This window comes from Pseudomonas sp. MF08875 (genome assembly GCF_059862525.1).
This window is the reverse complement of record NZ_JCBCUW010000034.1, coordinates 34,965-56,266: the sequence shown is the minus strand read 5'-3', so window position 1 is coordinate 56,266 and position 21,302 is coordinate 34,965. Positions and strand designations below refer to the sequence as shown.

Below are 21,302 nucleotides of genomic sequence, written 5' to 3'. Positions count from 1 at the left end.
CGCCGATGACAAATGCCAATTTGCATTTTTTATGCATAAAGCGTGCATGAATATTCACAAAGGACTTACCCCTTGGCGCCTGCGTGTGGCCGACCGCCCATGGTAACCTTGCGCCCATTGCGAAAAGCCGGGCCAGACAGCCCCTTTGCCCCACCACTTTCGACGAATCCGCCTGAATATCCGATGAGCAAAACGACCTCCGATCTGTCCGCGCACACCCCGATGATGCAGCAATACTGGCGCCTGAAAAATCAGCACCCCGACCAGTTGATGTTCTACCGCATGGGCGATTTCTACGAGATCTTCTACGAAGATGCGAAGAAAGCCGCGAAATTGCTGGATATCACCCTGACCGCCCGCGGGCAGTCGGCGGGGCAGGCGATTCCAATGTGCGGGATCCCTTATCACGCCGCCGAAGGCTACCTGGCCAAACTGGTCAAGCTGGGCGAGTCGGTGGTGATCTGCGAGCAGGTCGGCGACCCGGCAACCAGCAAAGGCCCGGTGGACCGCCAAGTGGTGCGCATCATTACCCCGGGCACGGTCAGTGACGAGGCGTTGCTGGATGAGCGCCGCGACAACCTGATTGCCGCGTTGTTGGGCGATGAGCGTTTGTTCGGCCTGGCGGTGCTGGACATCACCAGCGGCAACTTCACCGTGCTGGAGATCAAGGGCTGGGAAAACCTGTTGGCGGAGTTGGAGCGGGTCAACCCGGTGGAACTGCTGATCCCCGACGATTGGCCCAAGGACCTGCCGGCCGAGAAGCGCCGTGGCGTGCGCCGTCGCGCGCCGTGGGATTTCGAGCGCGACTCGGCGTTCAAGAGCCTGTGCCAGCAGTTTTCCACCCAGGACCTCAAGGGCTTTGGTTGCGAGAACCTGACCCTGGCCATCGGCGCCGCCGGGTGCCTGCTCAGTTATGCCAAGGAAACCCAGCGCACCGCCCTGCCCCACTTGCGCAGCCTGCGCCACGAACGCCTGGACGACACCGTGGTGCTCGACGGTGCCAGCCGTCGCAACCTGGAGCTGGACACCAACCTGGCCGGCGGGCGCGACAACACCCTGCAATCGGTGGTCGACCGTTGCCAGACCGCCATGGGCAGCCGCCTGCTGACCCGCTGGCTGAATCGCCCACTGCGCGACCTGCAGGTCTTGCAGGCGCGCCAGAGCTCGATCACCTGCCTGCTGGACGGTTATCGCTTTGAGAAGCTGCAACCGCAGCTCAAGGAAATCGGCGATATCGAGCGGATCCTGGCGCGGATCGGCCTGCGTAACGCGCGCCCACGGGACTTGGCGCGCCTGCGCGATGCCCTGGGCGCGCTGCCGCAGTTGCAAGTGGCCATGACCGAGCTGGAAGCCCCGCACCTGAGCCAATTGGCGCACACCACCAGCACCTACCCGGAACTGGCGGCGCTGCTGGAAAAAGCCATCATCGACAACCCGCCCGCCGTAATCCGCGACGGCGGCGTGCTGAAAACCGGCTACGACAGCGAACTCGACGAACTGCAATCCCTGAGTGAGAACGCCGGGCAGTTTCTGATCGACCTCGAAGCCCGGGAAAAGGCCCGCACCGGCCTGGCCAACCTCAAAGTCGGCTACAACCGTATTCACGGCTACTTTATCGAGCTGCCCAGCAAGCAAGCCGAATCGGCACCCGCCGACTACATCCGCCGCCAGACTCTCAAAGGCGCCGAACGCTTTATCACCCCGGAACTCAAGGCCTTCGAGGACAAGGCGCTATCGGCCAAGAGCCGCGCCCTGGCCCGGGAAAAAATGCTCTATGAAGCCCTGCTCGAAGACCTGATCGGCCAATTACCGCCGCTGCAAGACACCGCCGCCGCCCTGGCCGAGCTGGATGTGCTGAGCAATCTGGCCGAGCGGGCACTGAACCTGGACTTGAACTGCCCGCGCTTTGTCAGCGAGCCGTGCATGCGCATCACCCAGGGCCGCCACCCGGTGGTGGAGCAAGTACTGACCACGCCTTTCGTGGCCAACGACCTGAGCCTGGACGACAGCACCCGCATGCTGGTGATAACCGGGCCGAACATGGGCGGTAAATCCACCTATATGCGGCAAACAGCGCTGATCGTGCTGCTGGCCCACATCGGCAGCTTCGTCCCGGCGGCCAGTTGCGAGCTGTCACTGGTGGACCGCATCTTCACCCGCATCGGCTCCAGCGACGACCTGGCCGGCGGGCGCTCGACCTTCATGGTGGAAATGAGCGAAACCGCGAACATCCTGCACAACGCCACCGAACGCAGCCTGGTGCTGATGGACGAGGTTGGCCGCGGTACCAGCACCTTTGACGGTTTGTCCCTCGCGTGGGCTGCGGCCGAACGCCTGGCCCATTTGCGCGCCTATACGCTGTTCGCCACCCACTATTTCGAGCTGACCGTCCTACCGGAAAACGAGCCGCTGGTGGCCAACGTCCACCTCAACGCCACCGAACATAACGAGCGCATCGTGTTCCTCCACCACGTACTGCCAGGGCCGGCCAGCCAGAGTTATGGCCTGGCGGTGGCGCAACTGGCGGGCGTGCCCAGTGAGGTCATTACGCGGGCACGCGAACACCTGAGCCGTCTGGAGACCACCAGCCTGCCCCATGAAGCGCCCAAGCCGACCAAAGGCAAGCCCGCGCCTCCGCAACAAAGCGACATGTTCGCCAGCCTGCCCCATCCGGTGCTGGATGAATTGGCCAAACTTGACCTGGACGACTTGACTCCGCGAAAAGCGCTCGAATTGCTCTATGCACTGAAGACTCGGGTCTAACGCACGGGCGTGCAAGCTGATAGACTCTCGCGCGGTTTGGGATGCTGCGTGGCCATTAGCCTGACTCGCAGACTATCGCTCCCAACCCTCGCGAGCCCGTCTTGGAAGGGCTCGCAGCCGCCGCCTGAGGAGAAAATTAGAATGACCTTCGTCGTCACCGACAACTGCATCAAGTGCAAGTACACCGACTGCGTAGAAGTCTGTCCGGTGGACTGCTTTTACGAAGGCCCGAACTTCCTGGTGATTCACCCGGATGAGTGCATCGACTGCGCACTCTGCGAGCCAGAATGCCCGGCCGTGGCCATCTTCAGCGAAGATGAAGTTCCCGAAGACATGCAGGAGTTCATCCAGTTGAACGTTGAGCTGGCGGAAATCTGGCCCAACATTACGGAAAAGAAAGAATCTTTGCCCGATGCCGAAAAGTGGGATGGCGTCAAAGGCAAGATCAAGGATCTGGAACGCTGATTACCGCGCGTCCACCGAAAAGGCCCCTTGCGGGCCTTTTTGCTGCCCCGGATTTGGCTTGCGTGTACTTTTTCGCAGGCAAAAAAAGGGGCGGTTTGACCCGCCCACATTTTTTCCCTAATCCCTGTGTTCCTTTTCATCGTCCTGATGAATCGCGTCCTGCGATGTCCTTAAACCCTCTTCCTTGAAGGCTGTGTCTGTCCGTTGACACAGTTCTGATACTAATGGGTTCTGCGCCGAGAACAATCGGCCACGGAGAGCGGACTGCTTGGCTTAATCCACCGCAAACAAAAAAATAAACCTATAAATCAATAAGATAAAAAACACATCAGGAAAAAATAGGCATCTACCGGCTAATAAAAAACCAAACACCTACGAAAGAGTAAGCCTAGGCTTACACGCGCCGAAGGTTAAGCCTGAAGACTTGGGGGGAACTGAGGCAGTGGTGCCTACAACCAAAAACGCCCCGGGCCGATAAGGCCCGAGGCGTCATAGATACCAAAGAGCCGCCCCCGCAGCCCTGAGGCCTGCGGGAGCGACTTGGCTATCTAGGTTTACAGCTTGCCGGCGTTTTCGGTCAGGTACGCTGCAACGCCTTCTGGCGAAGCGTTCATGCCCTTGTCGCCTTTTTTCCAGTTGGCCGGGCAGACTTCGCCGTGCTCTTCGTGGAATTGCAGCGCGTCAACCAGACGGATCAACTCTTCCATGTTACGGCCCAGCGGCAGGTCGTTGATGATCTGGGAGCGGACAACGCCCTTGTCGTCGATCAGAAACGCGCCACGGAACGCTACGCCGCCTTCGGATTCAACGTCGTAGGCTTTGGCGATGTCGTGCTTCATGTCGGCAGCCATGGTGTATTTGACTTTGCCGATGCCGCCATCATTGATGGCAGTGTTGCGCCAGGCGTTGTGGGTGAAGTGGGAGTCGATGGAAACGGCAACGACTTCAACGTTACGTGCCTTGAAATCGTCCATGCGGTGATCCAGAGCAATCAGCTCGGATGGGCAGACGAAGGTGAAGTCCAGCGGGTAGAAGAACACCAGGCCGTATTTGCCTTTGATGGCCGAGGACAGGGTAAAGCTGTCAACGATTTCGCCATTGCCGAGTACGGCGGGAACGGTGAAGTCTGGGGCTGGTTTGCCGACGAGTACGCTCATTGGATATCTCCTGGTGTGATGGAGTTAAAGGACGAGATCGCGCCCAGCCTGCCACGGATAAGCGACAGGCCTGTGACTCGATCTCCCTTCGCAAGGACCGACCATCATACACCGCGACTTTGCCCTGTCCTTAGCGGTTTTTGAAAAGCGCCTCAAAAGCGGGCACTCGACCTGTTGCGCCCGTTCGTCGGGCAAAACCTCAAGCCGGGTATTGCCCCACAGAAACAACTTTGACAATCATTCTCGTTAACATTAAGATCCGTCCCAATTGAGCCACAACCTTGCGACGGTTCTCCTATATGTATGTCTGCCTGTGCACCGGCGTCACCGACGGAAAAATCCGCGACGCCATCTACGAAGGTTGCTGCAGCTACCGCGAAGTACGCCAAGCCACCGGCGTCGCCAGCCAATGCGGAAAATGCGCCTGCCTCGCCAAGCAAGTGGTACGTGAAACCCTCACCGAGCTGCAAAGCAGCCGTGCGGCGATTCCCTACCCTGTGGAATTTTCCGTCGCATAACTAACGCATTTCAAAGAACCGGACTTAGTGTCCGGTTTTTTTATGCCCATAATTCAACCGCTTAGCGTTCAGACGCGGAACACAAACATTCTTATTCCGATTAATTTTCATTTATTATTCAACAACTTAGGTTTGACACTTATGAGTACGCAGCTCAAACTCCATTTTATATACCGCGAATAAAGGACAGGGCCCCACCATGAAAGGCGACGTGACAGTCATTCAACATCTCAACAAGATCCTTGCCAATGAGCTGGTCGCGATCAATCAATACTTCCTGCATGCCCGCATGTACGAAGATTGGGGCCTGAACAAACTCGGCAAGCATGAGTACAAAGAATCCATCGATGAGATGAAGCATGCGGACAAGCTCATCAAGCGCATCCTGTTCCTCGAAGGCCTGCCTAACGTGCAAGACCTGGGCAAGCTGCACATCGGCGAGCACACCAAGGAAATGCTGGAGTGCGACCTGCGGATCGAGAAGACCGGCCACGCCGACCTCAAGGCCGCCATCGCCCACTGCGAAGTCTCTGGCGATTTCGGCAGCCGCGAGTTGCTCGAAGATATCCTGGAATCGGAAGAAGAACATATCGACTGGCTGGAAACTCAACTTGGCCTGATCGACAAAGTAGGTATTGAGAACTATCTGCAATCGCAGATGGGTGAATAACCCAAGTTAGCCTCAATAAAAAAGCCCCGCTCTCTTATATGAAGAAGCGGGGCTTTTTATTGCCTTCAATCCAGGCTCGCCGTGAAACGTCTGCGGGACCGGAAGGGCCCGTTCCCGCAGAAGCAATCAGGCTTCGGTCTTGCCAGCGGCCGCTTTTTCAACGGCGGCCTTGATGGTGGTCTGCAACGAACCGTCTGCGGCCATCTCGGTCATGATGTCGCTACCGCCGACCAGTTCACCGCCCACCCACAGTTGTGGAAAGGTTGGCCAGTTGGCGTACTTAGGCAGGTTGGCGCGGATTTCCGGGTTCTGCAGGATGTCCACGTATGCGAACTTTTCGCCACAGCCCATGACGGCCTGGGCCGCTTTGGCCGAGAAGCCGCACTGCGGGGCATTCGGCGAGCCTTTCATGTAAAGCAGAACGGTGTTGTTGGCGATCTGCTCTTTAATAGTTTCGATGATATCCATGAAGCACCTCGGCTGAACTTTCCGACTCAGGGTCGGCACGGTGGCGCATTGTAACGGAAAGCCGAGCCCTATGCTCGGTCTCCCAGTGCCGTCACCGACCAACCGCCATCAAGCCGCCACCACGGTTACCGGCACGCCGTTGAGCGCCGCGTTGCCGGACAGGTGATCCAGTTGCCGTTCATCGGTCAAGTCGTTGGCACTGGCCCCCGGTTGGCCGCTGGCGATTTCCATTTGTACGCCGGGGCGCGCATGGCCCCAACCGTGGGGCAGGCTGACCACACCCGGCATCATGTCGGCACTGGCCAGCACCTCCACCTCGATGGCGCCAATGCGCGAGCTGATGCGCACCCGCTGGCCGTCGCTCAGGCCACGGTGCGCCAAGTCGTCGGGATTCATCAGCAACTGGTGGCGCGGCTTGCCTTTAACCAGGCGATGGTAGTTGTGCATCCACGAATTATTGCTGCGCACATGGCGCCGCCCGATCATCAGCAGCTCATCGGCCGCCGGTGCCTGTAACGCGGCAAAGCGCTGCAGGTCGGCGAGCATCTGCGCGGGCGCGGCCTGAATGCGCTGGTTGGCGGTTTTCAGCCGCGGGGCGAGGTTGGCTTTGAGCGCCCCCAGGTCTACGCCATGGGGGTGGTCGAGCAGCGTGGCGAGAGACAACTGTTGCGCCGCGCCATCGCCATAACGGCCCGCCCGCAAGCCCCGGTCGATCATCTGCGCCGGGGCCATGGTCGGCTTGAGCTCTTTGCCCGTATGGGCGGCGAACGCCTGGGCCAGGCCGACAAAGATCTCCCAGTCATGCAGCGCGCCATCGGGCTTGGGCAGGATCGCCCGGTTGAAACGGCTGACGTTACGCACCGCGAACATATTGAACGTGGTGTCGTAGTGATCGTTCTCCAGCGAGGACGTGGACGGCAGGATCAGGTCGGCATAACGGGTGGTTTCGTTGATATACAGATCGACACTCACCATGAACTCCAGGCCATCGAGCGCCTGCTCCAGTTGCCGGCCGTTGGGGGTGGACAGCACCGGGTTGCCGGCCACGGTAATCAGCGCCCGCACCTGGCCCTCGCCTTCGGTGAGCATCTCTTCGGCCAGGGCCGAAACCGGCAGTTCACCGCCGTATTCGGCCAGCCCCGAGACCCGGCTCTGCCACTGGTTGAAATGCCCGCCCGAGGTGGATGCCACCAGGTCCACCGCCGGCTCGGTGCACAGTGCGCCGCCGACCCGGTCGAGGTTGCCGGTCACCAAGTTGATGAGCTGCACCAGCCAATGGCACAAGGTGCCGAAGGCCTGGGTCGAGACGCCCATGCGCCCATAGCAGACCGCCGAGGGGGCTGCGGCGAAGTCCCGGGCCAACTGGCGGATCTGCGCCGCCGGCACCGCGCACAGTGGGCTCATCGCCTCGGGACCGAACCGGCTGATGGCCGCGCGCACCTCGGGCAAGCCGTCCACCGGCAAGTGGCTGTCGCGGGTCAGGCCTTCTTCAAACAAGGTGTTGAGCACGCCAAACAACAACGCCGCATCGCCGCCGGGGCGCACGAACAGGTGCTGGTCGGCCATGGCTGCGGTTTCGCTGCGCCGCGGATCGACGACCACGACTTTGCCGCCGCGAGCCTGGATGGCTTTGAGGCGTTTTTCCACGTCCGGCACGGTCATGATGCTACCGTTGGACGCCAGCGGATTAGCCCCCAGGATCAGCATGAAATCGGTGTGGTCGATGTCCGGGATCGGTAGCAGAAAACCGTGGCCGTACATCAGGTAGCTGCTCAAGTGATGGGGCAACTGGTCCACCGAAGTCGCGGAGAAGCGATTGCGCGTCTTGAGCAAGCCAAGGAAGTAGTTGCTATGGGTCATCAGCCCATAGTTGTGCACGCTGGGGTTGCCCTGGTACACCGCCACCGCGTTGGCCCCATGGCGCGCCTGGATCGCCGCCAAACGCTCGGCCACCAGGGCGAAGGCCTCGGGCCAGCCGATGGCCTGCCACTGGTTGCCGACGCGGCGCATGGGTTGGCGCAAGCGGTCCGGGTCATTCTGGATGTCTTGCAGCGCCACGGCTTTGGGGCAGATATGGCCACGGCTGAAGGTGTCCAGGGCATCGCCCTTGATCGAGGTGATACGCGGCGCGGCGCCGTCCTCGGTGGTGGTCTCGATGGTCAAGCCGCAAATGGCTTCGCACAGGTGGCAGGCACGGTGATGGAGAGTCTTGGTCATGGCCAGTCTCTTGTTGTGTTCGGGCAACCCGCAACGGGCTGCAAAGCCAAAACTATGGTGCCAGAACGCCCCGCGCACCAGAGACGTTCGCCTTGTGAATCGAGCGGCATCAGGCCAGCCGATACCGGCCAAGCCCCGCCTTGTTTGCCAAGGCGCAGGGGCGCAGTGTACAAATGCCCCTCGCGACCACTCGGTCGCCCCTGCAAAACGCCCAAAACCTTAGCCCTATTGGAAAAACGCGACATTTAATGTCAGTATCGCGCCTTTCCCCATTTCGTCGCCCCGTGCGGCTTTCGCCGCAGGTCTCGCCCGTTTTCTAAATTAAACAAGGCTTTGAGCATCTGCGGTCCGTTGCAAAAAGGTAGTTAATGATGAGCGCAAGGCACTTTCTCTCCCTGATGGATTGCACGCCCGAAGAGCTGGTCAGCGTGATCCGTCGCGGCATCGAGTTGAAGGACCTGCGTAACCGCGGCGTTCTCTTCGAGCCCCTGAAAAACCGCGTTCTGGGAATGATCTTCGAGAAGTCCTCGACCCGCACCCGCCTCTCTTTCGAGGCCGGCATGATCCAGCTCGGCGGCCAGGCGATCTTCCTTTCGCCGCGCGACACCCAACTGGGCCGTGGCGAGCCGATCGGCGATTGCGCCATCGTCATGTCGCGCATGCTGGACGCGGTGATGATCCGCACCTTCGCCCACAGCACCCTCACCGAATTCGCCGCCAACTCCCGCGTGCCGGTCATCAATGGCCTGTCCGACGACCTGCACCCGTGCCAGTTGCTCGCCGATATGCAGACGTTCCTCGAACATCGCGGCTCGATCCAGGGCAAAACCGTGGCCTGGATCGGCGACGGCAACAATATGTGCAACAGCTATATAGAAGCGGCGATCCAATTCGACTTCCAATTGCGCATCGCCTGCCCCGAAGGCTACGAACCCAACCCCGAGTTCGTGGCCAAGGCCGGTGCGCGGGTGACCATCGTGCGTGACCCGCGCGAAGCGGTCCGCGGCGCGCACCTGGTGAGCACCGATGTCTGGACCTCCATGGGCCAGGAAGAAGAAACCGCCAAGCGCCTCAAGCTGTTCGCCCCGTTCCAGGTCAATCGCGCCCTGCTCGACACCGCTGCCGAGGACGTCCTGTTCATGCATTGCCTGCCCGCCCACCGGGGCGAAGAAATCAGCGTCGACCTGCTTGACGACCCACGCTCGGTGGCCTGGGACCAGGCAGAAAACCGCCTCCACGCACAAAAGGCTCTGCTCGAGTTCCTGGTGCCACCGTCGTACCACCACGCATGAGCCAGCCACTACTGCTTAACCTGCGCAACCTCGCTTGCGGCTATCAGGATCAACGGGTGGTGCAGAACCTCAACCTGCACCTCAACGCCGGCGACATCGGCTGCCTGCTCGGCTCTTCCGGTTGCGGCAAGACCACCACCCTGCGGGCCATTGCCGGTTTCGAGCCGGTGCACGAAGGCGATATCAGCCTGGCCGGCGAAGTCATCTCCAGTGCCGGTTTCACCCTGGCGCCGGAGAAACGTCGCATCGGTATGGTGTTCCAGGACTACGCGCTGTTTCCGCACCTGAGCGTGGCCGAAAACATTGCCTTCGGTATCCGCAAGCACCCGCAAAAACAGCGGGTGGTGGAGGAGTTGCTGGAACTGGTCAACCTGAAAAACCTCGGCAAGCGCTTCCCCCACGAGTTGTCCGGCGGCCAGCAACAGCGCGTCGCCCTGGCCCGCGCCCTGGCGCCGGAACCGCAATTACTGCTGCTCGACGAGCCGTTCTCCAACCTCGACGGTGAGCTGCGGCGCAAGCTCAGCCACGAAGTGCGGGACATCCTCAAAAGCCGTGGCACCAGCGCGATCCTGGTCACCCATGACCAGGAAGAAGCCTTCGCCGTCAGCGACCACGTGGGCGTGTTCAAGGAGGGGCGCCTGGAGCAATGGGATACGCCCTACAACCTCTACCACGAACCGCTGACGCCTTTTGTCGCGAGTTTTATCGGCCAGGGGTACTTCATTCGCGGCCAACTCGACACCCCGGAGTCGGTGCAAACCGAACTCGGCCTGCTGCGCGGCAACCGCGCCTACACCTGGCCGACCGGCGGCGCGGTGGACGTGCTGCTGCGCCCGGACGACATCGTCTACGCCCCGGACAGCGCCCTCCAGGCGCGGATCGTCGGCAAGACCTTCCTCGGCGCCTCGACTCTGTACCGTTTGCAACTGCCCACCGGCAGCCAGTTGGAATCGATCTTCCCCAGCCACGCCGACCACCAGGTTGGCGCGGATGTGGGAATTCGCGTGGCGGCCGAGCACCTGGTGCTGTTCCAGGCCAGCGGCAGCATGGCGGCGCAGATTCGCGCCGAGGAATCGGGTGTGCGGCGCTATAGCACCGCCAGCTAGGACCCCAGAGGCGTAGCAAGCAAGCTTGCTACGCCACGTCGATCAACAGCGTGCCGCGTGCCACCAACCGCGCCTGCCCGCCGATCTTCACCCGCTCGCCTTCCAGGCGACAGAACAACGCCCCTCCACGCGCCGAGCACTGATAGGCGTTCAGCTCGGCCTTGCCCAGGCGTTCGGCCCAGTAAGGGATCAACAGGCAATGGGTGGAGCCGGTGACCGGGTCTTCGTCGATACCGATGGCCGGGGCGAAGTAACGCGAAACGAAATCGTGGCCGCTGCCCCGGGCGGTGACGATCGCGCCCAACCACGGCAATTGCGCCAGGGCCGCCATGTCCGGCTGGCAAGCGCGCACCGCTTGCTCCGACTCCAGCACCACCAACAACTCGTTGGATTCCCACACCTGCAGGGGCTTAACCCCCAAGGCGGTCTCGATCGTGGCGCTGGCTTCAATCGGGCGCGGCTCGATCAGCGGGAAATCCAGCCACAAACGGTCGCCTTCGCGGGTAACGCTCAAAGGCCCGGACTGGCTGGCAAATTCCAGGCGCTCGGCCGGCTCTTTATAGATCTCGAACAGCACATGGGCGCTGGCCAGGGTGGCATGGCCGCACAGCGGCACTTCGGTAGTGGGGGTAAACCAGCGGATATGCCAGCCTGCGCCCTGGCGCACCACGAATGCGGTTTCGGCCAGGTTGTGCTCGGCGGCGATGTTCTGCATCAACTCATCACTCAACCACTGCTCGAGGCGGTAGACCATCGCCGGGTTGCCCGCGAACGGCCGATCGCTGAATGCATCGACCTGATAGAACTCAAGGGCCATCGCTCTTCTCCTCATTGTGAAGTGAGCGAGCATGGCGCCCGGCGCAACGGCCGACCAGAGACAGATCGGCCCGATTTACGCCATACAGCCTGGGTCAGGGGCGGCCGATATCGGCGAACGTGGCCTGGGTGTGCTCGGCCAGCACCGCCGGTGCCAACTCCACCTCCAGGCCACGGCGCCCGGCACTGACAAAAATGCTCGCCTGGGGCTGGGCCGAGTTATCGATAAACGTACGCAGGCGCTTCTTCTGCCCCAAGGGGCTGATGCCGCCCAATAGGTAGCCGGTGGAACGCTGCGCCGCCGCCGGGTCGGCCATCTCGACCTTCTTCACTCCCGCCGCGTGGGCCAGCCCTTTGAGGTCCAGGGTGCCCGCCACCGGCACCACCGCCACCAACAACTCGCCTTTTTCACTGGCCGCCAGCAGGGTTTTGAACACCTGGGCCGGGGCCAACGCCAGTTTTTCCACTGCCTCCAAGCCGTAGGAGGTCGCCTTGGGGTCATGTTCGTAACTGTGGATGCGATGTTCGGCGCGAACTTTTTTCAACAAATCCAATGCGGGGGTCATGGCAGCTCCAAACCGGGCGAAGGGCAGAAAAAACAGACGCCCGATTCTAGGTGATCGACGTGTAAAAGGCTCTACCACACCCCTTAAGCCCCGCCGCGAGGCCCCCTAGGGCGTGACCACAAAAGTCGACACGCACGCCCTGGCTGGAATCATTCATACAACTAATAGTTAAATAATGACCAATAGTTCACTTTCGACCTTTGACAGCAGTGTTTCTTGTCTATATTTTTTCGATTCTGAATATATTACCCAAGCTAAAAAGCAGTACCCGGCAGTAAGCCTGGGTTCGGATGGGGATCCTTACGCAGGTGCACATCGCGCTTTGGTCATTAGGCAAAGCGCCAGACAACAAAAAAAACGAGGTTTTCGATGACGACTGCTCTACAACAACCTTCGCTCTCGGGCCAATGCATGGCCGAGTTCCTGGGAACGGCCCTGTTGATTTTCTTCGGCACCGGTTGCGTTGCCGCGCTCAAGGTCGCGGGTGCCAGCTTCGGCCTGTGGGAAATCAGCATCATCTGGGGGATCGGCGTGAGCATGGCGATTTACCTCACGGCCGGGGTTTCCGGTGCGCATCTGAACCCTGCGGTCAGCATTGCGCTGTGCCTGTTCGCCGACTTTGAAAAGCGCAAACTGCCCTTCTACATCTTCGCCCAGGTCGCGGGCGCCTTCTGCGCCGCCCTGTTGGTGTACACGCTGTACAGCAACCTGTTCTTCGATTTCGAACAAAGCCACCAGATGGTACGCGGCAGCCAGGCCAGCCTGGAGTTGGCCTCGGTGTTCTCCACCTACCCGCACCCGGCGCTGTCTACGGCCCAGGCGTTCCTGGTGGAAGTCATCATCACGGCCATCCTGATGGGCGTCATCATGGCCCTCACCGACGACAACAACGGCTTGCCACGCGGGGCCATGGCGCCTTTGCTGATTGGCCTGCTGATCGCCGTGATCGGCAGCGCCATGGGCCCGCTGACCGGCTTCGCGATGAATCCGGCGCGAGATTTCGGGCCTAAACTGATGACGTTTTTCACCGGTTGGGGCGACATTGCCTTCACCGGCGGGCGCGATATTCCGTACTTCCTGATTCCAATTTTTGCGCCGATCATCGGTGCCTGCCTCGGTGCTGGCGTTTATCGCGGGATGATTGCCCGCCATCTGCCCAGTGCCGCACCTGTTGTGATGGAGGCCGAACCCGCCGCTGACGGCAAGGTTCGCGCCTCCTGACACCGATGGCCGGGCCGCGCTGCCAACGTAGCGGCCCGCACCATCCGAATTGAACTCCTATTTATTCCAAGGCAATCGACATGACCGACATTGAGAATAAGAACTACATCATTGCCCTTGACCAGGGCACGACCAGTTCGCGGGCGATCATCTTCGATCGTGACGCCAACGTGGTGTGCACCGCCCAACGCGAATTCGTCCAGCACTACCCGCAGGCTGGCTGGGTCGAGCACGACCCGATGGAAATCTTCGCCACCCAGAGCGCGGTGATGGTCGAGGCCCTGGCCCAGGCCGGCCTGCACCATGACCAGGTCGCCGCCATCGGCATCACCAACCAGCGCGAAACCACCGTGGTCTGGGACAAAAACACCGGCCGGCCGATCTACAACGCCATCGTCTGGCAGTGCCGGCGCAGCACCGAGATCTGCCAGCAGCTCAAGCGCGACGGCCACGAACAATACATCAGCGACACCACGGGCCTGGTCACCGACCCGTACTTCTCCGGCACCAAACTCAAGTGGATCCTGGACAACGTCGAAGGCAGCCGCGAACGGGCACGCAACGGCGAGCTGCTGTTCGGCACCGTCGATAGCTGGCTGATCTGGAAATTCACCGGCGGCAAGACCCACGTCACCGACTACACCAACGCCTCGCGCACCCTACTGTTCAACATCCATACCCTGGAGTGGGACGCCAAGATGCTCGAAATCCTCGACATCCCGCGCCAGATGCTGCCCGAGGTCAAATCCTCCTCCGAGATCTACGGCCGCACCAAAAGCGGCATCGCCATCGGCGGCATCGCCGGCGACCAGCAGGCCGCCCTGTTCGGCCAGATGTGCGTGGAGCCGGGCCAGGCGAAAAACACCTACGGCACCGGTTGCTTCCTGCTGATGAACACCGGCGACAAAGCGGTCAAGTCCAGCCACGGCATGCTCACCACCATCGCCTGCGGCCCGCGCGGCGAAGTGGCCTACGCCCTCGAAGGCGCGGTGTTCAACGGCGGCTCCACCGTGCAATGGCTGCGCGATGAACTGAAGATCATCAACGACGCCCACGACACCGAATACTTCGCCAACAAGGTCAAGGACAGCAACGGCGTGTACCTGGTGCCGGCCTTCACCGGCCTCGGCGCGCCCTACTGGGACCCCTACGCCCGTGGCGCACTGTTCGGCCTGACCCGCGGCGTGCGCGTGGACCACATCATCCGCGCTGCACTGGAGTCCATCGCCTTCCAGACCCGCGACGTGCTCGACGCCATGCAGCAGGATTCCGGCGAGCGCCTCAAGGCCCTGCGCGTGGACGGCGGCGCGGTGGCCAACAACTTCCTCATGCAGTTCCAGTCCGACATCCTCGGCACCCTGGTCGAGCGCCCGCAAATGCGCGAAACCACGGCCCTGGGCGCCGCCTACCTGGCAGGCCTGGCCTGCGGGTTCTGGGGCAGCCTGGACGAGTTGCGCGGCAAAGCGGTGATCGAGCGTGAGTTCGAGCCGCAACTGGACGAAGCGGCCAAGGAGAAGCTCTACGCTGGCTGGAAAAAAGCCGTGAGCCGCACCCGCGACTGGGAACCCCACGAAGGCGCCGAACAGGACGCCTAAAGGCACGCAACTGGCCGGGAGCCAATTCCTGCGGCATCATGGGCAAATTTTGCCCGGCAGCCCCAAGGACGCCCCATGAATCTGCCTCCCCGCCAGCAGCAAATCCTCGAACTGGTCCGCGAACGCGGCTACGTGAGTATCGAGGAAATGGCCCAGTTATTCGTCGTCACCCCGCAGACCATTCGCCGCGACATCAACCAACTCGCCGAAGCCCACCTGCTGCGCCGCTACCACGGCGGCGCGGCCTATGACTCCAGTGTCGAAAACACCGCCTACGCCATGCGCGCCGACCAGATGCGCGACGAGAAACAACGTATCGGCGAAGCCATTGCCGCGCAGATCCCCGACCACGCCTCGCTGTTCATCAACATCGGCACCACCACCGAATCCATCGCCCGGGCACTGCTCAACCACAACCACCTGAAAATCATCACCAACAACCTCAACGTGGCAATGATGCTCAGCGCCAAGGACGACTTCGACGTGCTGCTGACCGGCGGCAACGTGCGCCGCGACGGCGGCGTGGTGGGCCAGGCCAGCGTGGATTTCATCAACCAGTTCAAGGTCGATTTCGCCCTGGTGGGCATCAGCGGCATCGACGAAGACGGCAGCCTGCTGGACTTCGACTACCAGGAAGTGCGGGTGTCCCAGGCGATCATCGCCAATGCCCGGCAAGTGATCCTGGCCGCCGACTCCAGCAAATTCGGGCGCAATGCCATGATTCGCCTGGGCCCCATCAGCCTGGTCGATTGCCTGGTCACCGACCAGCAACCCGTCCCCGCCCTGACCCAACTGCTTAACCAGCACAAGGTGCGGCTGGAAGTGGTGTGACGCTTTAACCGCTGTCACGGCCCGCGTTAAGCCTCTGTGAGCGCGCGCCGGGCCGGGCGGCGCTGCGCTCGCCCGCGACAGAGATCCCCCCGACACCCCACCCCATGTTCATAATTTTTCCTTTCTCCTCCTTCGATGAGTTTTTTCAATCGAAAGCGGCTGGCTGTGGCCGCGTTTATGGGCTACAATTTTCGTAAATGAACATTAATGTTCGATTTCAAATACAAACCGATCATAAAAGATCGCGAGGCCAGCCCATGACCGCTTCTACCTTGCCTGCTTCACCCCTTGCCGAAGTCTATGACGTTGCCGTAATTGGCGGCGGGATCAACGGTGTCGGCATCGCGGCGGATGCAGCGGGTCGCGGCCTGTCGGTGTTCCTTTGCGAAAAGGACGACCTGGCCAGCCACACCTCCTCGGCCAGCAGCAAACTGATCCACGGCGGCCTGCGCTACCTCGAACACTACGAATTCCGCCTGGTGCGCGAAGCCCTGGCCGAGCGCGAAGTGCTGCTGGCCAAAGCGCCACACATCGTCAAGCAGATGCGCTTCGTGCTGCCCCATCGCCCGCACCTGCGCCCGGCGTGGATGATCCGCGCCGGCCTGTTCCTCTACGACAACCTGGGCAAGCGCGAACAACTGGCCGGTTCCAAAAGCCTCAAGTTCGGCGCCGACAGCCCACTTAAAAGCACCATCACCAAAGGCTTCGAGTATTCCGACTGCTGGGTCGACGACGCACGCCTGGTGGTGCTCAACGCCATGGCCGCCCGCGAGAAAGGCGCCCATGTGCACACCCAGACCCGTTGCGTCAGCGCCCGGCGCAGCAAGGGCCTGTGGCACCTGCACCTGGAGCGCGCCGATGGCAGCCTGCTATCGATCCGCGCCAAGGCCCTGGTGAATGCAGCCGGCCCTTGGGTGGCCAAATTCATCAAGGATGATTTGAAGCTGGAATCGCCCTACGGCATCCGCCTGATCCAGGGCAGCCACCTGATCGTGCCCAAGCTGTACGAAGGCGAGCACGCGCACATTCTGCAAAACGAAGACCAGCGCATCGTCTTCACCATCCCCTACCTCAACCAGTTCACCCTGATTGGCACCACCGACCGTGAATACACGGGCGATCCAGCAAAAGTGGCGATCACCGAAGGCGAAACCGACTACCTGCTGAACGTGGTCAATGCCCACTTCAAGAAGCAATTGAGCCGCGACGATATCCGCCACAGCTATTCCGGCGTGCGCCCACTGTGCAACGACGAATCGGACAACCCGTCCGCCGTGACCCGCGACTACACCCTGGCACTGTCCGGCGCTGCGGACGAAGCCCCCCTGCTGTCGGTATTCGGCGGCAAGCTGACCACCTACCGTAAATTGGCCGAGTCGGCTTTGGCCCAGTTGGCGCCGTTCTTCAAGGACATCCGCCCGAGCTGGACCGCCACCGCCACCCTGCCCGGCGGCGAAGACATGAGCACCCCGCAGGCCCTGGCCGCGCTGATCCGCGACCAGTTCGACTGGCTGCCCACTGACCTCGCCCGACGCTGGGCCAGCACCTACGGCAGCCGCACCTGGCGCCTGCTCGAAGGCGTGCAGCAACTGAGCGACCTGGGCGAACACCTGGGCGGCGGGCTCTACACCCGTGAAGTCGATTACCTGTGCAGCGAAGAATGGGCCACCAGCGCCCACGACATCCTGTGGCGGCGCAGCAAGCTGGGCCTGTTCACCAGTGCCGAGGAACAACAGAAACTGGCGGACTACCTGAGCAAGGTCGAACAGCACCGCAGCAAGATCGAAGCGGCCTGAGGCCCGGCCCGCGTCGGCAAAAGCCCCCTGACCTTGTGGTCCGGGGGCTTTTTTGTGAACAACGGCTCGCCTCGGGTGGCAGCGAACCTGCTGGCCATGACGGTATTTCTGCGGGCAGAGGTGTGTCGGTCGTACCAGCCCTATCGCCGGCAGGCTGCCACAGGCGAAACCCGTTCGGCTTTCCGAACGCATCACTATGCCTGATTCGGTTAACCGGATAGTTCATCTGAACCATCGGCCCTGCACGCACTCCACTGCCTTGAGAATCGCGGTTTTGACCTAAATCAGCGGGTCTGGCACGACTCATGCTCTACACTCCTGCACGAATGTCCGTAGTGCCATCACTCTTAACGGCCACCGCGGTGTTCGCAGTACATATAAAGGGCCGGTGTACCGGCTCCATAAAAAAAACAATGTCGAGGAAAATTTGATGCGTATCGTTCCCCATCTTCTGGGCGCAGCCATCGCTGCCGCACTGATTAGCACTCCAGTTTTCGCTGCCGAACTCACCGGCACACTGAAGAAGATCAAAGAGTCCGGCACCATCACCCTCGGGCACCGTGACGCTTCCATCCCGTTTTCCTACATCGCGGATGCTTCCGGCAAACCGGTTGGCTACTCCCACGACATCCAACTGGCCATCGTCGAAGCCATCAAGAAAGACCTGGACATCCCGGACCTGAAGGTCAAGTACAACCTGGTCACTTCGCAAACCCGTATCCCGCTGGTGCAGAACGGCACCGTGGACGTGGAATGCGGCTCCACCACCAACAACGTCGAGCGCCAGCAGCAGGTTGATTTCTCGGTAGGCATTTTCGAGATCGGTACGCGCCTGCTGTCCAAAAAGGACTCGACCTATAAGGACTTCCCTGACCTCAAGGGCAAGAACGTCGTGACCACCGCCGGCACCACGTCCGAGCGCATCCTCAAGGCGATGAACGCCGACAAGCAGATGGGCATGAACGTCATTTCCGCCAAAGACCACGGCGAATCCTTCCAGATGCTCGAAAGCGGCCGCGCAGTGGCCTTCATGATGGACGACGCCCTGCTCGCCGGCGAAATGGCCAAGGCCAAGAAGCCTGGCGACTGGGCCGTGACCGGCACCGCGCAGTCCTACGAAATCTACGGCTGCATGGTGCGCAAGGGCGATGCCCCGTTCAAGAAAGCCGTGGACGACGCCATCGTCGCGACCTACAAGTCTGGCGAAATCAACAAGATCTACGACAAGTGGTTCCAAGCGCCGATCCCACCTAAGGGCCTGAACCTGAACTTCCCAATGAGCGACGAGCTCAAGGCGCTGATCGCCACGCCAACCGATAAAGCGGCTGACGATAAATCTGACGCAAAAAAATCCTGATTCCTGACTAACCTTACATCCCGAGGGGGCTAACGCTCCCCCGGGTGTCCGCTACTACCTGCTGGTATTTTTTGGAACACTCGACCCGGTGGTTTTCGAGCCGATCGTGTGTGTCTGGCGCTTTGCGTCAGGCGGGAAAGGATTTTCCCCAAGCGGGTGCTTGTACATCGATCGAACTGAGGGGAGACCCTGATGAATTACAACTGGGATTGGGGCGTGTTCTTCAAGTCCACCGGCGTGGGCAGCGAGACGTATCTCGACTGGTTCATCTCCGGGCTGGGCTGGACCATCGCCATCGCCATCGTGGCCTGGATCGTTGCCCTGACATTGGGCTCTATCCTGGGCGTCATGCGCACCGTGCCGAACCGGCTGGTGTCGGGTATCGCCACCTGCTACGTGGAACTGTTTCGTAACGTGCCGCTGCTGGTGCAGCTGTTTATCTGGTACTTCCTGGTGCCCGACCTGCTGCCGCAAGACTTGCAGGACTGGTACAAGCAAGACCTCAACCCGACCACTTCGGCCTACCTGAGCGTGGTCGTGTGCCTGGGCCTGTTCACCGCCGCCCGGGTGTGCGAGCAAGTGCGCACCGGTATCCAGGCGTTGCCCCGAGGCCAGGAAGCGGCCGCCCGCGCCATGGGCTTCAAGCTGCCGCAGATCTACTGGAACGTGCTGCTGCCCCAGGCCTACCGGATCATCATTCCGCCGCTCACCTCGGAATTCCTCAACGTCTTCAAGAACTCCTCCGTGGCCTCGCTGATCGGCCTGATGGAGTTGCTGGCGCAAACCAAACAGACCGCCGAGTTCTCCGCCAACCTGTTTGAAGCCTTCACCCTGGCGACCCTGATCTACTTCACCCTGAACATGAGCCTCATGCTGTTGATGCGCCTGGTCGAGAAGAAAGTCGCGGTGCCCGGCCTGATCTCCGTGGGGGGTAAATAATGGACTTCGATTTCAGCGGCATCATCCCCGCCCTGCCCGGCCTGTGGAACGGCATGGTAATGACCCTGCAACTGATGGCCCTGGGCGTCGTCGGCGGGATCATCCTCGGCACGATCCTGGCGCTGATGCGCCTGTCGTCCAGCAAGCTGCTGTCGCGCCTGGCCGGCGCCTATGTGAACTACTTCCGCTCGATCCCGCTGCTGCTGGTCATCACCTGGTTCTACCTGGCGGTGCCGTTCGTGCTGCGCTGGATCACCGGCGAAGACACGCCGATCGGCGCGTTCACCTCCTGCATCGTGGCGTTCATGATGTTTGAGGCCGCGTACTTCTGCGAAATCGTGCGGGCCGGCGTGCAGTCCATCCCCAAGGGCCAGATGGGCGCCGCCCAGGCACTGGGCATGAGCTACGGCCAAACCATGCGCCTGATTATCCTGCCCCAGGCGTTTCGCAAGATGACCCCGCTGCTGCTGCAACAGAGCATCATCCTGTTCCAGGACACCTCGCTGGTCTACACCGTGGGCCTGGTGGACTTCCTCAATGCTTCGCGGGCCAACGGCGATATCATCGGGCGCTCCAATGAGTTCCTGATCTTTGCCGGTGTCGTGTATTTCATCATCAGCTTTGCCGCCTCGCTGCTGGTCAAGCGTCTGCAAAAAAGGTTCGCCGTATGATCTCAATCAAGAACATCAACAAGTGGTATGGGGACTTCCAGGTGCTGACCGATTGCAGCACCGAGGTCAAGAAGGGTGAAGTGGTGGTGGTCTGCGGCCCGTCGGGCTCGGGCAAGTCCACCCTCATCAAGTGCGTGAACGCCCTGGAACCCTTCCAGAAAGGCGACATCACCGTGGACGGCACTTCCATCGCCGACCCCAAGACCAACCTGCCCAAACTGCGTTCGCGGGTGGGCATGGTGTTCCAGCACTTCGAGCTGTTCCCGCACCTGACCATCACCGAAAACCTGACTATTGCGCAGATCAAGGTACTGGGCCGCAGCAAGGAAGAAGCCACCAAGAAGGGCCTGCAACTGCTTGAGCGTGTCGGCCTCTCGGCCCACGCCCACAAGCACCCCGGCCAGCTCTCCGGCGGCCAGCAGCAACGGGTGGCGATTGCCCGCGCCCTGGCCATGGACCCGATCGTCATGCTGTTCGACGAACCGACCTCGGCCCTGGACCCGGAAATGGTCAACGAAGTGCTGGACGTGATGGTGCAACTGGCTCAGGAAGGCATGACCATGATGTGCGTGACCCACGAAATGGGCTTCGCGCGCAAAGTCGCCAACCGCGTGATCTTCATGGACCAGGGCCAGATCATCGAAGACTGCCCGAAAGAGGAGTTCTTCGGCGATATCAGCGCCCGCTCCGAACGTGCCCAGCACTTCCTTGAGAAAATCCTGCAGCACTAAGCAGCCCATGCTTGCTCGCTCCTTCTGTGGGAGCGAGCCCGCTCGCGATGACCATGGCAAGGAACAGGTTGGCTGTGCGTCCGTCATCGCGAGCCGGCTCGCTCCCACCGGGTGCTCCAGCAA

19 protein-coding genes are annotated in these 21,302 nt (G+C 61.2%); 14 read left to right on the top strand and 5 right to left on the bottom strand.

What is annotated here, in order from left to right:
* The first annotated feature begins 183 nt into the window (after nucleotides 1-183).
* Entirely contained in the window at nucleotides 184-2,763 is a 2,580-nt protein-coding gene (gene mutS, locus AC19YT_RS19205; RefSeq protein ID WP_095108018.1) for a DNA mismatch repair protein MutS, read from the top strand.
* A 141-nt stretch (nucleotides 2,764-2,904) separates the two neighbouring features.
* Nucleotides 2,905-3,228, top strand: a complete 324-nt coding sequence (gene fdxA / locus AC19YT_RS19200) for a ferredoxin FdxA (RefSeq protein ID WP_095108017.1) — start codon at nucleotides 2,905-2,907, stop codon at nucleotides 3,226-3,228.
* Between the two features lie 554 nt (nucleotides 3,229-3,782).
* Here fdxA and AC19YT_RS19195 read toward each other — a convergent pair.
* Nucleotides 3,783-4,385, bottom strand: a complete 603-nt coding sequence (locus AC19YT_RS19195; RefSeq protein ID WP_095108016.1) for a peroxiredoxin — start codon at nucleotides 4,383-4,385, stop codon at nucleotides 3,783-3,785.
* A gap of 299 nt (nucleotides 4,386-4,684) precedes the next feature.
* Here AC19YT_RS19195 and AC19YT_RS19190 point away from each other — a divergent pair, with 299 nt between their 5' ends.
* Both AC19YT_RS19190 and bfr read left to right on the top strand, forming a co-directional pair.
* Nucleotides 4,685-4,903: a bacterioferritin-associated ferredoxin gene (locus AC19YT_RS19190; protein ID WP_095108015.1), complete on the top strand. Its 219-nt coding sequence runs from the start codon at nucleotides 4,685-4,687 to the stop codon at nucleotides 4,901-4,903.
* A 199-nt stretch (nucleotides 4,904-5,102) separates the two neighbouring features.
* Nucleotides 5,103-5,573, top strand: coding sequence for a bacterioferritin (gene bfr / locus AC19YT_RS19185; RefSeq protein ID WP_095108014.1), 471 nt, complete (start codon nucleotides 5,103-5,105; stop codon nucleotides 5,571-5,573).
* A gap of 126 nt (nucleotides 5,574-5,699) precedes the next feature.
* Here bfr and grxD read toward each other — a convergent pair whose 3' ends face one another.
* Both grxD and AC19YT_RS19175 read right to left on the bottom strand, forming a co-directional pair.
* The gene (gene grxD, locus AC19YT_RS19180; protein ID WP_095108013.1) at nucleotides 5,700-6,041 is read right to left on the bottom strand and encodes a Grx4 family monothiol glutaredoxin; all 342 of its coding nucleotides are present in this window, start codon (nucleotides 6,039-6,041) and stop codon (nucleotides 5,700-5,702) included.
* 108 nt (nucleotides 6,042-6,149) lie between these two features.
* Nucleotides 6,150-8,258 carry a molybdopterin oxidoreductase family protein gene (locus AC19YT_RS19175; RefSeq protein ID WP_500610833.1) on the bottom strand — a complete coding sequence of 703 codons (2,109 nt, stop codon included), beginning with the start codon at nucleotides 8,256-8,258 and terminating at the stop codon, nucleotides 6,150-6,152.
* A gap of 371 nt (nucleotides 8,259-8,629) precedes the next feature.
* Here AC19YT_RS19175 and argF point away from each other — a divergent pair, with 371 nt between their 5' ends.
* Nucleotides 8,630-9,550 (top strand): ornithine carbamoyltransferase, encoded by a 921-nt coding sequence (argF, locus tag AC19YT_RS19170; protein ID WP_095108011.1) that lies wholly within the window; start codon nucleotides 8,630-8,632, stop codon nucleotides 9,548-9,550.
* Nucleotides 9,547-10,656 carry an ABC transporter ATP-binding protein gene (locus tag AC19YT_RS19165; RefSeq protein WP_095108010.1) on the top strand — a complete coding sequence of 370 codons (1,110 nt, stop codon included), beginning with the start codon at nucleotides 9,547-9,549 and terminating at the stop codon, nucleotides 10,654-10,656. The genes argF and AC19YT_RS19165 overlap by 4 nt, the downstream gene beginning before the upstream one ends.
* Before the next feature lie 28 nt (nucleotides 10,657-10,684).
* On the opposite strand, the gene AC19YT_RS19160 is transcribed toward AC19YT_RS19165, so the two are convergent.
* Both AC19YT_RS19160 and ybaK read right to left on the bottom strand, forming a co-directional pair.
* Complete coding sequence (locus tag AC19YT_RS19160; RefSeq protein WP_500610832.1) at nucleotides 10,685-11,473, bottom strand: PhzF family phenazine biosynthesis protein; 789 nt, start codon at nucleotides 11,471-11,473, stop codon at nucleotides 10,685-10,687.
* A 94-nt stretch (nucleotides 11,474-11,567) separates the two neighbouring features.
* On the bottom strand, nucleotides 11,568-12,038 hold the full coding sequence (gene ybaK / locus AC19YT_RS19155; protein ID WP_095108008.1) for a Cys-tRNA(Pro) deacylase: 471 nt from the start codon (nucleotides 12,036-12,038) through the stop codon (nucleotides 11,568-11,570).
* Between the two features lie 369 nt (nucleotides 12,039-12,407).
* Here ybaK and AC19YT_RS19150 point away from each other — a divergent pair, with 369 nt between their 5' ends.
* The 8 genes from AC19YT_RS19150 to AC19YT_RS19115 all read left to right on the top strand — a co-directional run bounded on the left by AC19YT_RS19150 (nucleotide 12,408) and on the right by AC19YT_RS19115 (nucleotide 21,179).
* A complete protein-coding gene (locus tag AC19YT_RS19150) occupies nucleotides 12,408-13,259 on the top strand; it encodes an MIP/aquaporin family protein (protein WP_095108007.1) in 852 nt (283 codons plus the stop codon).
* A gap of 80 nt (nucleotides 13,260-13,339) precedes the next feature.
* The gene (glpK, locus tag AC19YT_RS19145; protein ID WP_095108006.1) at nucleotides 13,340-14,854 is read left to right on the top strand and encodes a glycerol kinase GlpK; all 1,515 of its coding nucleotides are present in this window, start codon (nucleotides 13,340-13,342) and stop codon (nucleotides 14,852-14,854) included.
* 75 nt (nucleotides 14,855-14,929) lie between these two features.
* Complete coding sequence (locus AC19YT_RS19140; protein WP_095108005.1) at nucleotides 14,930-15,685, top strand: DeoR/GlpR family transcriptional regulator; 756 nt, start codon at nucleotides 14,930-14,932, stop codon at nucleotides 15,683-15,685.
* Between the two features lie 257 nt (nucleotides 15,686-15,942).
* Nucleotides 15,943-17,481: a glycerol-3-phosphate dehydrogenase gene (gene glpD, locus AC19YT_RS19135; RefSeq protein WP_095108004.1), complete on the top strand. Its 1,539-nt coding sequence runs from the start codon at nucleotides 15,943-15,945 to the stop codon at nucleotides 17,479-17,481.
* A gap of 430 nt (nucleotides 17,482-17,911) precedes the next feature.
* Nucleotides 17,912-18,838, top strand: coding sequence for a glutamate/aspartate ABC transporter substrate-binding protein (locus AC19YT_RS19130; protein WP_095108003.1), 927 nt, complete (start codon nucleotides 17,912-17,914; stop codon nucleotides 18,836-18,838).
* A gap of 192 nt (nucleotides 18,839-19,030) precedes the next feature.
* A complete protein-coding gene (locus AC19YT_RS19125) occupies nucleotides 19,031-19,777 on the top strand; it encodes an amino acid ABC transporter permease (protein WP_095108002.1) in 747 nt (248 codons plus the stop codon).
* A complete protein-coding gene (locus AC19YT_RS19120) occupies nucleotides 19,777-20,448 on the top strand; it encodes an amino acid ABC transporter permease (protein ID WP_095108001.1) in 672 nt (223 codons plus the stop codon). The genes AC19YT_RS19125 and AC19YT_RS19120 overlap by 1 nt, the downstream gene beginning before the upstream one ends.
* A complete protein-coding gene (locus tag AC19YT_RS19115; RefSeq protein ID WP_095108000.1) occupies nucleotides 20,445-21,179 on the top strand; it encodes an amino acid ABC transporter ATP-binding protein in 735 nt (244 codons plus the stop codon). The genes AC19YT_RS19120 and AC19YT_RS19115 overlap by 4 nt, the downstream gene beginning before the upstream one ends.
* Nucleotides 21,180-21,302: the final 123 nt, after the last annotated feature.